Below are 11,184 nucleotides of genomic sequence, written 5' to 3' on the forward strand. Positions count from 1 at the left end.
AGCGCGCCGCCGCCATCACCTATTGAAAACGCCCTTATTGATAAACGCAGGTGTCGTAGTCCGCGCGCACCGTGGTCACCCGCTTGGCGATCACGTTGCCATGCCGCCGGGTGAAACCGGTTGCCCCCGTCACCGCGCGCACTTTGGGCTGGGGAAACGCCGCCGCGATGCGCGCCGCTTCCACCCGGCTCAGCTTCGCTGCCGGCTTCTTGTAGTAGCGCTGCGCCCCGGCCTCCACGCCATACGTGCCGATGCCCGTTTCGGCCACGTTGAGGTAGACTTCCATGATTCTGCGCTTGCCCCAGATCGTCTCGATAAGCACGGTGAACCATGCCTCCAGCGCCTTGCGGAAATAGCCGCCACCCTGCCACAGGAACACGTTCTTGGCAGTCTGCTGGCTGATCGTCGATCCGCCACGAATGCGCCCGCCTTCGCGGTTGCGTTCCCACGCCTTGAGGATCGCATCTTGATCAAAGCCGCTATGCTCGCAGAACTTGCCGTCCTCTCCGGCAATCGCGGCGTCCACCATGTTGCGGTCGATTGCGGAAAGCGGCACCCAGGTCTTGGTAATGCCACCCGGATCGAAGATCATCGTCAGGGTGACCGGCACCGGCACGAAGCGGTAGATCACCACCATCGCCACGCTGAGGAACAGAAACGCCGCCACCAGCCGCGCCAGCAACCAGCCCACGCGATGCAGCACGCCGGGCTGCCGCGCCCGCCTGACTTCCGGGTTCTTGAGCTTGAGCAGGTCCTCGTCCATGAAGACCTGATATTAACCGGCGCGGGGCCGGTGGCAATCGGGGAGCGTGCATCTTTGCACCGGCGATATCATTGCGCGTTCGCGGCCATGCTGTGCTGCCTCCCCCTTGCCGCCCACGCGGAGGAGGCGCCTGATCTGTGCGTCGATCGCCCCGGCCTCGGCACGCCTACCTGCACACTCGAGCCCGGCCGCGTCATGGTCGAATTCGGCGCGCTCCAATGGGAACACACCGCCGCCCCCGGCGCGCGCGATGATACGATCACGCTGGCCGATACCTTGGTGCGCATCGGGCTCGGCCATTCGACCGATCTGCAGGTCGGCCTCGGCGGCTGGGGCCATGCGCGCAGCCGTTCCGGCAATGCGGTGCAAACCGAACGCGGGCTGGGCGATGCCATGATCGGCATACGCCACGGTTTCGGCAGCCCGGATGATGCGAAAGTGGCGGTGCAGGCCTTTGTCACGCTGCCCATCGGCCGCGCGCCGGGTGGTGCGGGCGATTGGGGCGCGGGCGTGCTCGTGCCCATCGCCCTGCCCTTGCCGGCGGGCTTCCAGCTCGAACTCGCGCCAGAAGTGGACGCGGCGGTCAACGGCTCGGGCCATGGCCGCCATCTCGCGTGGGGCAACGTGTTCGGCGTCTCGCACCCCGTCGGCCCATCGCTCGGCGTCACTGCCGAAATCTCGGCCTTTCGCGATGAAGACCCCGCAGGCCACACCACCGATTCGCGCTTCGCCCTGTCGGGCGCATGGCATGCCGGGCGCTCGCTGCAGATCGACTTCGAAATCGATATCGGCCTCAGCGCCGGTGCGCCCGATCACGCCATCCTGCTGGGCTTCGCCCGCCAGTTCTGAAGTGCAGATGCAAGAACGGCCGGAGTTGCCCCCGGCCGCCTTGCAATAACGAAGACCGCCCGTTCAGGCTGGCAGCAGATGCCGCTCGCCCGCGATCCGCTGCATCGCCTTCTGCAGCTTCTCGAACGCGCGCACTTCGATCTGGCGCACCCGCTCGCGGCTGACGTTATAGACCTGGCTCAGTTCCTCGAGCGTCTTGGGCTCGTCGATCAGGCGGCGGTCGGTCAGGATATGGCGCTCGCGGTCCGAAAGGCTGTCCATCGCTTCCACCAGCAGGGCGTGGCGCAAGTGCGCTTCCTCGGCATCGGCCACGGTCTCGTCCTGCAGCGGGCTGTCATCGACCAGCCAGTCCTGCCACGACCCCTCACCGTCCTCGCGCACCGACACGTTCAGGCTGGCATCGCCGCCCATCATCATGCGCCGGTTCATGTTGACGACTTCGGTCTCGGACACGCCGAGGTCGGTCGCGATCTTCTTCACGTCGTCCGGATGCAGGTCCGAATCCTCGAACGCTTCGAGGTTCTTCTTCATCCGGCGCAAGTTGAAGAACAGCTTCTTCTGCGCCGCCGTGGTGCCCATCTTCACCAGGCTCCACGAACGCAGGATGAACTCCTGCATCGAAGCCTTGATCCACCACATCGCATAGGTGGCCAGACGGAAGCCGCGATCGGGCTCGAACTTCTTGACGCCCTGCATCAGGCCGATGTTTCCTTCGGAAATCAGCTCGCTGACCGGCAGGCCGTAGCCCCGGTAGCCCATGGCGATCTTGGCCACGAGCCGCAGGTGGCTCGTCACCAGCTGCGCGGCGGCTTCGGGATCGGCGTGTTCCTGATAGCGCTTGGCGAGCATGTATTCCTGCTCGGCCGTCAGCACCGGGAACTTGCGGATCTCGGTCAGGTAGCGATTAAGCCCGGCCTCTCCGCCCAGCGCGGGGACAAGCGCGGTCGATTTAGACTTGGTCACCAGAACACGTCCTTTCGCATCACCGGTATTTCCCCACGCACTCTTCTATCCGAAACGGGGGAAGGGAACCACACAGCAATTCTATTCGCGCACGAAGCGCCGTTCGATACACCCCGTTTTTGGGGCATTGCACCTTTGGCCTGGGCGCACACAGGGTCAGAATCTACCCATGCCGCCGCATCAGCCATCACGCCCGCCCAGTTCGACGACCAGCGTCCTGAAATCGACGGGCAGCTTGCTGGCAAACCGCACGGTCTCCCCGCTCGCCGGATGGACGAAGCCCAGTTCGGCCGCGTGCAGCGCCTGGCGCTGGAAGTGAAGGTCCGCGAGCAGCGGCTTGAGCTTGGGAGGTGTACGTCCATAGACTGGGTCTCCCAGTAGCGGATGACCGATTGATGCAAGGTGAACGCGCACCTGGTGAGTTCGCCCGGTCTCGAGCCGGCATTCGATCAGCGCCGCGCCGTCCAATGTCTCCAGCGTGCGGTAGTGCGTCACCGCGTGCTTTCCGCGACCATCAGCCACCAGCGCCATCTTCTTGCGGTCCCGCTCGCTGCGCCCGATCGCCCCGCGCACGGTGCCCGATGGGGGCATCGGCACGCCCGCCGTCACCGCCTGATAGGCGCGGTGGATCGAATGGTCGGCAAACTGCCGCGCCAGCCCTTCGTGCGCCGCATCGTTCTTGGCCACCACCAGCAGGCCCGAGGTATCCTTGTCGATCCGGTGCACGATCCCCGGCCGCGCCACACCGCCAATGCCCGAAAGCTGGCCCCGGCAGTGGTGCAGCAGCGCATTGACCAGCGTGCCATCGAGGTTCCCCGCCGCCGGATGGACCACCAGCCCCGCGGGCTTGTCCACCACGATCAGGTGCGCGTCTTCATAGACTACCACCAGCGGAATATACTGCGCTGCCGCCTCGGCTGGGGCGGCCTCGGGCACGCGGATAGTGAAGGGCGTGCCTGCTGCGGCCTTCAGCGAAGCCTGCCCGGCCACCTTGCCGCCAAGGACCACGCGGCCATCGTCGAGCAAGGCCTTGATCCGCTCACGCGAAAGGCCCGAGACATCGGCCAGTGCCCGATCGAGCCGCAGCCCGCCGGTGGGAATGGTCCCCGCGATGATCGTCTCATGTGCCCCCATGGTCGGCAGGATATGGGAACGGGGTGGCGGGGCGGCAAGGGCGACCCGATCTTGACAAACCTTGCCAAAATCCAGCACCCTCCGGATATGGCGACGATGAATATTTCCTTGCCCGAACCCATGAAGCAGTGGGTCGAGGCAAAAGCCGGAACCGGGCGCTACAGCAATGTCAGCGACTATATCCGCGATCTGATCCGGCGCGAGCAGGAACGGACGGACCGGATCGCGCACCTGCAGCACCTTGTCGATGAAGCCCGCGCCAGTGGCACGAGCGATGAAACGATGGCCGACATTCGCGCCCGCGCTAAGCGCATGGCCGGCACAGCACCATAAGCGTGGCCGGATTCCGGCTTTCACGGACCGCGGCAGACGATCTCGTCCAGATCTATCTGCAAGGCCTCACCCTGTTCGGCACGGCGCAAGCCGATCGCTATCATGATGGCCTTGGCGAAGCCTTTGCGTTTCTGGCCGACTATCCACTCGCGGCCCGATTGCGCACTGAGATTGCCCCCCCGGTCCGGGTGCATCGCTATCAATCCCATCTGATCATCTACGAGATTGCGGAGGATGATATGGTTCTGATCCTGCGCGTGCGCCATGGCCGTGAGGACTGGCTGCATGCCAACGAAGAGGACTGATCCCGCCGCAATGCCCCTCACCCTCACCCTCACCCCCGCAGCCCACGCCGCCATCGTTCATGCCGCCGCCGCAGCGCATCCCCACGAAGCCTGCGGCTTGCTCCTCGGCACCGCCACCCACATCGCAGCCGCGCAAACCGCCGCCAACGTCCATCCCGATCCCATCCGCCATTTCGAGATCGAGCCTGCCGCGCTCATCGCCGCACACCGGGCCGCACGTGCAGGCGGGCCTCAGGTCATCGGCTATTTCCATTCCCACCCCAATGGCCTTGCCCGCCCTTCTGCCACCGATGCGGCGATGGCTGCGGGCGATGGCCGGATCTGGGCGATTGCCGCCTCCGGTGAAGTCAGCCTGTGGCGTGATGCCCCCTCCGGGTTCGAACCGCTTTCCTACGTGCTCAAGGAGGGTTAAGGCAGTCACGTGACGCCAAGCCAGACCTTCCTTCGCGCAGACTGCTCCGCCAGCGGCAAGGCCTTCGCCTCGCCCCTCGCCTCTTTCGCTCGGGACTGTGTCAACCGTGCCAACCCGTTCATCTAGAAGGCTGATATCCTGAACATGACTGCCGCCGTTCCCGATCTCGCCAGCCTGCTCTGCTCGCGCCTGTGCCACGATATGCTCTCCCCTGTCGGCGCGCTGACCAACGGGCTTGAACTCCTCGCCGAGGAGAAAGACCCGGACATGCGCCAGAAGTGCTTCGAGCTGCTCGAACAGAGCGCACGCATTTCGGCAGACAAACTGCGCTTCTTCCGCCTCGCCTTCGGGGCGGCAGGCGGCTTTGGCGAGATGGTGCCGCTCAATGAACCGCGCGCGCTGATCGATGCGCTGGTCGGCAACAATGGCCGCATTCAGGCCAACTGGGCGCTTGGCGGCGATAGCCTGCCCAAGCCCGCGGTGAAGACCCTGCTCAACCTCGCGCTGATTGGGATCGAGGCGCTGGTGCGCGGCGGGACGCTCGATATCGCTGCCGAACTGCGCACCGATGGAACCAAGCCCTGCAGCGAAATCGTGATCCGCGCCAGCGGCGCGCGCGTGGTGTTTGATCGCACCATCGGCCTTGCGCTCGAAGGGGCGCTCCCGCCCGAAGAACTTTCCAGCCGCACCGCGCCTGCTGCCATGCTGCGCCAGCTGGTCGACGGCCTTGGCGGCACGCTGCAATATCACGCCGCGCCCGAGGCGCTGGTGATGGGGGCAATGCTGCCCGTCGCGGCCTGAGGTGCCATGAACCGCTGGCTGGTCCACCGCGAGGTTCCCTCGCCCAACTGGAACGAGCGAAAGCTGCCCGTTTCGATGGTGGTCCTGCACTATACCGGGATGCGCACCGCCGCCGAGGCGCTGGAGCGGCTGTGCGATCCGGCGGCGGAAGTCTCCGCGCATTACATGATCGACGAGGATGGCACCGTCATCCGCCTCGTCCCCGAACACAAGCGCGCATGGCACGCCGGGCGCTCGTCATGGCGCGGGATCACCGATGTGAACTCGGCCAGCGTGGGGATCGAACTGGTCAATCCGGGGCATGAATTCGGCTATCGCCCGTTTCCCGAAGCGCAGCTTGAAGCGCTGATCCCGCTGCTGGCCGATATCGTGAAGCGCCACGACATTCCCCGCGCCAACATCGTCGGCCACTCCGATATCGCCCCGGCGCGCAAGGAGGATCCCGGCGAACTGTTCCCGTGGGATATCCTCGCCCGCTACCGCCTCGCACTGGGCAAGCCCAAGCTCGCGATCCAGCTGGTCTTCGACAACCCCGGCGCGTTCCATCTCGCGCTCGAACGCTTCGGCTACGACATCACCGACCCCGAAGCCGCGGTGCGCGCCTTCCAGCGCCGCTGGCGGCCTTCGCGCATCGATGGCCAGGTGGACGGCCAGATCGGCGCATTGTTGTTCGAGCTTCTGTTGGAACGCGACATCGGGCGTGCTAGGTGACCCCTCGCCAGGGGGCCGGGCAGCCGCGTGATCGCAAGATCCCGAGGAAAGTCCGGGCTCCACGAAACAAGGGTGGCGGGTAACGCCCGCCGGGCCGGAGGCATCAGCCAAAGGTCAAGGGAAAGTGCCACAGAGAGCAGACCGCTAACCCAGAAATGGGCAGCAAGGGTGAAAGGGTGCGGCAAGAGCGCACCGCGCGACTGGCGACAGGAGCGGCAAGGCAAACCCCACCCGGAGCAAGACCGAATAGGGACTGCGCGCTCCATCAGGAGCAGGCCTGTTTCGGGCCAGCAGTCCGGGTTGGTCGCTTGAGCGCGCCCGGCAACGGGCCGCCTAGAGGAATGGCTGCCGGCGCGGATACGGTCGACATATCAAGGGCGACCTTGGGCGATACCGTCCGCGTCACAGAACCCGGCTTACAGGCCCCCTGGCATTACTCGCGGGCCATCAAAGCGTTTTCCTAGCCGCGCTGAAGGCGCTAGGGAGCCGCGAATGTCCGGCGCGCACCATCACCACCACGATCATGAGCATGAGCATGGGCATGAGCATGGGCATCCCCACGGGCACGGGCATCACGGCCACGCGCACCACCATGCCCCCGCCAGCTTCGGCCGCGCGTTTGCCATCGGCATTGTGCTCAACAGCGCGTTCGTGGCGGTGGAAGCGGGCTACGGGATCGCCTCAGGCTCAATGGCGCTGGTCGCCGATGCCGGGCACAACTTGTCCGATGTGCTCAGCCTCGCCGTGGCATGGGCCGCCAGCATTCTCGCCGCGCGCCCGCCCTCGGCGCGGTTCACCTATGGCTACAAGTCGAGCTCGATCCTTGCCGCGCTGTTCAACGTCGCGCTGCTGCTGATCGCGCTCGGCGCGATTCTGGTGGAGACGATCCACCGCCTGATCGTGCCCGCGCCCGTTGCCGCCGGGCCGGTGATGGCCGTCGCGGCCATCGGCATCGCGATCAACACGGCCACGGCGCTCCTGTTCCTGCGCGGCAGCGCGCACGACATCAACCTTCGCGGCGCCTATCTCCACATGGCCGCCGATGCTGCGGTATCCGCTGGCGTCGTCGTGGCAGGCGCGCTGATCGCACTCACCGGCGCGTGGTGGATCGATCCGGTCACCAGTCTCGTGATCGTCGGCGTGATCGCATGGGGCACATGGGGACTGGCGCGCGATTCGCTGAAGATGGGGCTGCTCGGCGTGCCCGGCTCGGTCGATAGTCACGCGGTGCAGGGCCACCTCGCCAGCCTGCCCGGCGTTGCGGCGATCCACGATCTCCATATCTGGCCGATGAGCACAACCGAAACCGCGATGACCGCGCACCTAGTCATGCCCGGCGGCAACCCCGGCGATGGCTTCCTCACCAGCCTTGCGCACATACTCAAACACGATTTCGGCATTTGCCACGCCACCGTGCAAATCGAAACGACCGATCTTGCCGATCTTGCCGACCATGGCTGTGGGAAAGGGCACTGACCGGTTTCATCCTGCGGCCTTTCCACGCAGCGGCGGTGCGCCGATGGGATGGACCGGCCACTTGGCCCTTAGGGGTGCCTGCGCGCGGCCACCGTTGATCCCTATAGCGCTGCCAAGAGCGCTTTTCAGGGGATTCGATATGCTTCGCACGGAATTGAAGATTGCCAGCATTTCGATGGCCGCCGCCGCCGCTATCGCCACAACTGCACTCGCCAGTAGCCTCACCACGACCATCGCCGCGGGCACCAGCGATGCGGCAAGCTACTCGGTCGTCAGCGGCAAGATCGTGCTGAACGACTAGAATGGCGGCTTGCCCTCCCGCGGTGGATGGACAGCACTGATTTCCTGATCACAATGGCCCCTAACCACAATGGCCAAATTCCGTTCAAGGAGTCGTGACCCATGCAGATTGATCGCCGCACCGCCCTCACCGCTGCGATGACCGCCGCTGCCGCCAGTGCCATTCCCGCCGCAGCGCAAACTGCTGCGCCCGCTCCATCAGGCCCGGTCTTCGCGCCTGCCCCGGCCCCGCTGCCGTTCGATCCGGCCACGATCCCCGGCCTCTCCGCCAAGCTGCTAACCAGCCACCACGACAACAACTATGTCAGCGCGGTGAAGCGCATCGGCGCAATCAAGGGCGAACTCGCCAAGCTCGATATGGCGACCGTGCCGGGCTTCATGCTCAATGGCCTGAAGCGCGAGGAACTGATCGCGTGGAACTCGATGCTGCTCCACGAAGTCTACTTCTCCTGCCTTGGAACCGGCGGCAAACCCGGCGCCGCGCTGGGTGCTGCCATCGAGCGCGATTTCGGCAGTTTCACCCGCTGGGCCGCAGAATTTTCCGCGATGGGCAAGGCGCTCGGCGGCGGCTCAGGCTGGGTCCTGCTGCAATGGTCCCCGCACGATGGCCGCCTGACCAACCAGTGGGCCAGCGACCACACCCAGACGCTGGCGGGCGGCACCCCAATCCTCGCGATGGACATGTACGAGCACGCCTACGCCATGGACTACGGCGCAAAGGCCGCCGCCTATGTGGATGCCTTCATGGCCGCTGCAACGTGGACGGCAGCGGACGCCCGGTTCGCGAAAGTCGCGGCCTGACACCACTCCAAAAGCAGATCGCCCGCTGGCTGGGGCCAGCGGGCGATCGATGTTTCAGCGGTTGAGGGCCTAATCAGGCCGCTTCTTCCTTGCCTTCCAGAACCTGCACCGGCTCCTTGCGGCCGTCGACCACGTCCTTGTCGACCACCACTTCGGTCACGCCTTCCAGCGTCGGCAGGTCGAACATCGTATCGAGCAGCAGGCCTTCGACGATGGAACGCAGGCCGCGCGCGCCGGTCTTGCGTTCGATGGCGCGCTTGGCGATGGCTTCGAGCGCCTCGTCGGTGAAGGTCAGCTGCACGTCTTCAAGGTCGAACAGCTTCTGGTACTGCTTGATCAGCGCGTTCTTGGGCTCGCGCAGGATCTTGACCAGCGCTTCGATGTCGAGGTCGTTCAAGGTCGCGATCACCGGCAGACGGCCGACGAATTCGGGGATCAGGCCGAACTTGAGGAGATCTTCCGGCTCCGCCTTCTGGAGCAGTTCGCCCACCTTGCGCTTGTCCGGATCGGCGACATGCGCGCCGAAGCCGATCGAGCGCTTCTGCAGGCGGTCCGAGATGATCTTTTCAAGGCCCGCGAAAGCGCCGCCGCAGATGAACAGGATGTTGGTCGTGTCCACCTGCAGGAATTCCTGCTGTGGATGCTTGCGCCCACCCTGCGGCGGCACGCTGGCGGTGGTGCCTTCCATCAGCTTGAGCAGCGCCTGCTGCACGCCTTCGCCCGAAACGTCGCGCGTGATCGAGGGGTTCTCGGCCTTGCGGCTGATCTTGTCGATCTCGTCGATGTAGACGATGCCGTGCTGCGCCTTCTCGACGTTGTAGTCGGAAGCCTGCAGCAGCTTGAGGATGATGTTCTCGACGTCTTCACCCACGTAGCCCGCTTCGGTCAGCGTGGTGGCATCAGCCATCGTGAAGGGCACGTCGAAGGTCTTGGCCAGCGTCTGCGCCAGCAGCGTCTTACCCGAACCGGTCGGCCCGACGAGCAGGATGTTCGACTTCGACAGTTCGACATCGCCGCCCTTGCCGCTGTGCTTGAGGCGCTTGTAGTGGTTGTGCACCGCCACGGAGAGCACGCGCTTGGCGCGGTCCTGGCCGATCACGTAATCGTTGAGCGTCACGAAGATGTCGCGCGGGGTGGGTACGCCGCCATCCTTCTTTCCGGCAAGACCGGCCTTGGTCTCCTCACGGATGATATCGTTGCACAGCTCGACGCATTCATCGCAGATGAACACGGTGGGGCCGGCAATGAGCTTGCGTACCTCGTGCTGCGATTTGCCGCAGAAACTGCAGTAAAGCGTGCTCTTGGTATCCGATCCGGAAAGCTTGGTCATTCTTCGATCCCAAACGCCTCTCCACGAGAGGCGGACCCGGTTATCCTACTACCCAGAGGGCATTAATCAACCGGACACAAAAATAGCGAACAATCCCTGATCCGGCACCCTGTCATTTTAAGGCAAAGTACCGGGATCAGGCCGAAATCAGGCGCACATCAGGCGCGCATCACGCACTGGGCGCGCCGCCCGAACCTTCTGCGCCGTCGAGCTGGTCGGAAGCGGGGCGCGATTCGAAAACCTTGTCGACGAGGCCGAACTTCAGCGCTTCGTCCGCTTCAAGGAACGTGTCGCGGTCCATCGCCTTCTCGATTTCCGCGAGCGTGCGGCCAGTGAACTTGACGTAGAGGTCGTTCATCCGCGAGCGCATGCGCAGGATCTCGCGCGCCTGAATCTCGATGTCGGAAGCCATGCCGCGCGCGCCGCCCGAAGGCTGGTGCACCATGATTCGCGCATTGGGCAGTGCCACGCGCAGGCCCGGTTCACCCGCGGCGAGCAGGAAGCTGCCCATCGAAGCGGCCTGACCGATGCATACGGTGGAGACGCGCGGACGGATGTACTGCATCGTATCGTAGATCGCGAGGCCCGCCGTCACCACGCCGCCGGGCGAGTTGATGTACATCGAAATGTCCTTCGACGGGTTCTCGGATTCGAGGAACAACAGCTGTGCCACGATCAGCGAGGCCATGTTGTCCTCGATCTCACCGGTCACGAACACGATACGTTCGCGCAGCAGGCGCGAGAAGATATCGAAGCTGCGTTCGCCGCGGCTGGTCTGCTCGACCACCACCGGGACCAGCGCCCCGGTCATCGGATCGCGCGAGAATTGTCCTTGGCCACCATAAACCGATGCGCCGCTGCCGCCGAAGATATCGAGCATAGAGTCCTCTTGAAAATGCCTCGTCTATGTCGCGTGCCACGACAGGATGTTCAAGGGCGTTAACCCCACATCCGCGCAAGTGCGCAAGAAAAGTGGTGCAAGATCGGCAGAATCGCGGTGCAATGC

General features: G+C 64.8%; 14 protein-coding genes and 1 other RNA gene. 10 read left to right on the forward strand and 5 right to left on the reverse strand.

Translation table 11 applies throughout. The features are described from left to right. Positions 1–34 precede the first annotated feature (34 nt). Entirely contained in the window at positions 35–763 is a 729-nt protein-coding gene (gene mtgA / locus CFE35_RS12430; protein WP_292930914.1) for a monofunctional biosynthetic peptidoglycan transglycosylase, read from the reverse strand. A gap of 87 nt (positions 764–850) precedes the next feature. Between mtgA and CFE35_RS12435 the strand changes: the two genes are divergently transcribed. Then, positions 851–1,612: a transporter gene (locus CFE35_RS12435; RefSeq protein ID WP_292930915.1), complete on the forward strand. Its 762-nt coding sequence runs from the start codon at positions 851–853 to the stop codon at positions 1,610–1,612. 63 nt (positions 1,613–1,675) lie between these two features. Here the strand turns inward: CFE35_RS12435 and rpoH are convergent, their stop codons facing one another. Both rpoH and CFE35_RS12445 read right to left on the reverse strand, forming a co-directional pair. Then, positions 1,676–2,575 carry an RNA polymerase sigma factor RpoH gene (rpoH, locus tag CFE35_RS12440; protein ID WP_292930916.1) on the reverse strand — a complete coding sequence of 300 codons (900 nt, stop codon included), beginning with the start codon at positions 2,573–2,575 and terminating at the stop codon, positions 1,676–1,678. 180 nt (positions 2,576–2,755) lie between these two features. After that, on the reverse strand, positions 2,756–3,709 hold the full coding sequence (locus CFE35_RS12445; RefSeq protein ID WP_292930917.1) for an RluA family pseudouridine synthase: 954 nt from the start codon (positions 3,707–3,709) through the stop codon (positions 2,756–2,758). An 87-nt stretch (positions 3,710–3,796) separates the two neighbouring features. On the opposite strand from CFE35_RS12445, the gene CFE35_RS12450 reads away from it, so the two are divergent. From CFE35_RS12450 to CFE35_RS12490, 9 genes are all read left to right on the forward strand, one after another. Beyond that, entirely contained in the window at positions 3,797–4,042 is a 246-nt protein-coding gene (locus CFE35_RS12450; RefSeq protein ID WP_292930918.1) for a type II toxin-antitoxin system ParD family antitoxin, read from the forward strand. A 2-nt stretch (positions 4,043–4,044) separates the two neighbouring features. Continuing rightward, on the forward strand, positions 4,045–4,347 hold the full coding sequence (locus CFE35_RS12455; protein ID WP_292930919.1) for a type II toxin-antitoxin system RelE/ParE family toxin: 303 nt from the start codon (positions 4,045–4,047) through the stop codon (positions 4,345–4,347). Between the two features lie 10 nt (positions 4,348–4,357). Then, positions 4,358–4,759: a Mov34/MPN/PAD-1 family protein gene (locus CFE35_RS12460; RefSeq protein WP_292930962.1), complete on the forward strand. Its 402-nt coding sequence runs from the start codon at positions 4,358–4,360 to the stop codon at positions 4,757–4,759. A 144-nt stretch (positions 4,760–4,903) separates the two neighbouring features. Next, positions 4,904–5,560, forward strand: coding sequence for a histidine phosphotransferase family protein (locus tag CFE35_RS12465; protein WP_292930920.1), 657 nt, complete (start codon positions 4,904–4,906; stop codon positions 5,558–5,560). A 6-nt stretch (positions 5,561–5,566) separates the two neighbouring features. Further along, on the forward strand, positions 5,567–6,271 hold the full coding sequence (locus CFE35_RS12470) for an N-acetylmuramoyl-L-alanine amidase (protein WP_292930921.1): 705 nt from the start codon (positions 5,567–5,569) through the stop codon (positions 6,269–6,271). 7 nt (positions 6,272–6,278) lie between these two features. Continuing rightward, positions 6,279–6,706: RNase P RNA component class A (gene rnpB, locus CFE35_RS12475), an RNA gene on the forward strand. Between the two features lie 57 nt (positions 6,707–6,763). After that, on the forward strand, positions 6,764–7,747 hold the full coding sequence (locus tag CFE35_RS12480) for a cation diffusion facilitator family transporter (protein WP_292930922.1): 984 nt from the start codon (positions 6,764–6,766) through the stop codon (positions 7,745–7,747). A 139-nt stretch (positions 7,748–7,886) separates the two neighbouring features. After that, positions 7,887–8,048 (forward strand): hypothetical protein, encoded by a 162-nt coding sequence (locus CFE35_RS12485; protein WP_292930923.1) that lies wholly within the window; start codon positions 7,887–7,889, stop codon positions 8,046–8,048. Positions 8,049–8,149: 101 nt separating this feature from the next. Next, entirely contained in the window at positions 8,150–8,848 is a 699-nt protein-coding gene (locus tag CFE35_RS12490; RefSeq protein WP_292930924.1) for a superoxide dismutase, read from the forward strand. Positions 8,849–8,921: 73 nt separating this feature from the next. Here CFE35_RS12490 and clpX read toward each other — a convergent pair whose 3' ends face one another. Both clpX and clpP read right to left on the reverse strand, forming a co-directional pair. Next, positions 8,922–10,178 carry an ATP-dependent Clp protease ATP-binding subunit ClpX gene (clpX, locus tag CFE35_RS12495; RefSeq protein WP_292930925.1) on the reverse strand — a complete coding sequence of 419 codons (1,257 nt, stop codon included), beginning with the start codon at positions 10,176–10,178 and terminating at the stop codon, positions 8,922–8,924. 169 nt (positions 10,179–10,347) lie between these two features. After that, the gene (gene clpP / locus CFE35_RS12500) at positions 10,348–11,058 is read right to left on the reverse strand and encodes an ATP-dependent Clp endopeptidase proteolytic subunit ClpP (protein ID WP_292930926.1); all 711 of its coding nucleotides are present in this window, start codon (positions 11,056–11,058) and stop codon (positions 10,348–10,350) included. Positions 11,059–11,184 lie beyond the last annotated feature (126 nt).

This window comes from Novosphingobium sp. PASSN1, assembly GCF_002278815.1.

Bases quoted from the DNA above. Each gene is read 5' to 3' on its own strand.
- mtgA (WP_292930914.1), bottom strand. From the start codon at position 763: ATGGACGAGGACCTGCTCAAGCTCAAGAACCCGGAAGTCAGGCGGGCG.
- CFE35_RS12435 (WP_292930915.1), top strand. From the start codon at position 851: ATGCTGTGCTGCCTCCCCCTTGCCGCCCACGCGGAGGAGGCGCCTGAT.
- CFE35_RS12445 (WP_292930917.1), bottom strand. From the start codon at position 3,709: ATGGGGGCACATGAGACGATCATCGCGGGGACCATTCCCACCGGCGGG.
- CFE35_RS12450 (WP_292930918.1), top strand. From the start codon at position 3,797: ATGGCGACGATGAATATTTCCTTGCCCGAACCCATGAAGCAGTGGGTC.
- CFE35_RS12460 (WP_292930962.1), top strand. From the start codon at position 4,358: ATGCCCCTCACCCTCACCCTCACCCCCGCAGCCCACGCCGCCATCGTT.
- CFE35_RS12465 (WP_292930920.1), top strand. From the start codon at position 4,904: ATGACTGCCGCCGTTCCCGATCTCGCCAGCCTGCTCTGCTCGCGCCTG.
- CFE35_RS12470 (WP_292930921.1), top strand. From the start codon at position 5,567: ATGAACCGCTGGCTGGTCCACCGCGAGGTTCCCTCGCCCAACTGGAAC.
- CFE35_RS12480 (WP_292930922.1), top strand. From the start codon at position 6,764: ATGTCCGGCGCGCACCATCACCACCACGATCATGAGCATGAGCATGGG.
- CFE35_RS12485 (WP_292930923.1), top strand. From the start codon at position 7,887: ATGCTTCGCACGGAATTGAAGATTGCCAGCATTTCGATGGCCGCCGCC.
- CFE35_RS12490 (WP_292930924.1), top strand. From the start codon at position 8,150: ATGCAGATTGATCGCCGCACCGCCCTCACCGCTGCGATGACCGCCGCT.
- clpX (WP_292930925.1), bottom strand. From the start codon at position 10,178: ATGACCAAGCTTTCCGGATCGGATACCAAGAGCACGCTTTACTGCAGT.
- clpP (WP_292930926.1), bottom strand. From the start codon at position 11,058: ATGCTCGATATCTTCGGCGGCAGCGGCGCATCGGTTTATGGTGGCCAA.